The sequence below is a fragment of the Emticicia sp. C21 genome (assembly GCF_003418935.1).
Taxonomy (GTDB): Bacteria; Bacteroidota; Bacteroidia; order Cytophagales; family Spirosomataceae; genus Emticicia.
This window is the reverse complement of sequence record NZ_QVMT01000030.1, coordinates 1-1,624: the sequence shown is the minus strand read 5'-3', so window position 1 is coordinate 1,624 and position 1,624 is coordinate 1. Positions and strand designations below refer to the sequence as shown.

Sequence of the window (1,624 nt, the reverse complement as noted above, 5' to 3'; positions counted from 1 at the left end):
CCAGATAGTAATAAGTTCCCGAGGGCATCTCACTCCCCGAACTACTCCTGCCATCCCAACTCAATATATTACTGCTCCCACTCTGATACACCTTCAATCCATATCTGTTGTAGATCTCAATGTCTATGTTCTGAATAAAGGCCGAACACGTCATCGGAGTGAATGTGTCATTTTTCCCATCACCATTCGGAGTGAACACATTCGGTAACATCACTGTGGCACAATTGTCTTTACAAATAGTTGCACTCGCACTACTCTCTATATTCAGACTATTCACTGCTGTGATGTAATAACAGCCCGCAAACCCCTCCTGAACTGTTCTTGTATGCGTAAAGGTCGTCTCAGGTGGTACAGGCTTGTCTATCGCTGCCAGTAACTTCGGGGTCTCTTCTTTGTATCTGGCAAAATAAATATTGTATCTGATAATATCATTTCTACAGATATTGCTACCTGAACTCGCTGGTGTCTTCCAGCTTAGTTTGTTACTTACTGTATTGGTCTCACAAATCGCTTCTCTGTCCAGATTCTCACAATTCAGATCATTGATACTCAGCTCCGGTGGACAAGGGGGGGTATTGTCGATCGGACTTGAACACATCACCTGTGAGAAATTATGTAATAATCCAAATTGGGGTAGTCTGGCATACGAACCAACTGTCTCTACTTTGTAACAATAATTGGTGTCTGTTTTCATCTCTATGGTATTCACTCCATCGGCTGTATAACGGTCTATGCCGTCATCCAGATAGCTGTAGGTATTCACTGCCTGTACAGCTACTTCGGCGATGATATGAAAAGTACCCGGCTTGGTTTTGTCTTCCCTGTAGACCAGATGTTTGCGGTTGTCATTGCTCCAGGGTACATTGGCCTGCCAGTTTAATCTAACCTTTTGTGCATCTGAAGCCGCTGCCAATCTTACACTGCTCGCTACCTGACTTTCTGCCAGTGATTTATCGGTCTCATAAATAAAGGCTACTTTGTAGGTATAGCCATTGGCTGTGGTATTGAGGCTTTTATCGACAAATAAAGTATCTGCTGCTTTGTCAATGACTTTGCTTGGGATGGTGGCTATTAATTGAAAGATACCTCCACTGATACCTGTGGCTCTGTAAAGTTTGTAAGCATAGGGGCCTTTGGTTTCATCGGCATCAAAGTTTAGGGGTCTTGTCCATTTGACTGTAATCTGGCCAGTGGTGGTATTGGTTACATCGACACTCACATTGGTAATTACCGGGGCTTTTTGGGGTATCTCGCTGCCAATACAGGCTTCGTTTGAGGGTACACTTGGCATCGAAACAAAGTCAGAGGTGGCCAGATTGGCTACAATGCTATAGCTATAAATGACTCCACTCTGGGCTTTGGTATCCAGATAGAAAGTGTCTTTAGCTGTCACTCTGGCTACTTCAACGAAGCCCAAAGATGCAGGTAAACCTATCTGACAATTGGCAGGGATGAAGTTCGAACAGCCTTCTTTGCGATAAATCACTATTTCGGCATCTTCGTCAGGAATGTTACAGTCGGGGTATTGTTGCCAGCGTAATTCAACTCCACGCTCTGAATTACGAGCACTTAAACCTTTCGGACGGGGGGGAATCACCCTTATTTCCACTGTTTTAATGTCGGT

1 protein-coding gene is annotated in these 1,624 nt (G+C 44.2%); it reads right to left on the bottom strand.

All coding sequences use genetic code 11. The features are described 5' to 3' along the window. On the bottom strand, nucleotides 1-1,624 hold a 1,624-nt coding region (locus tag D0T08_RS27375), incomplete at both ends, for a gliding motility-associated C-terminal domain-containing protein (RefSeq protein WP_147322864.1).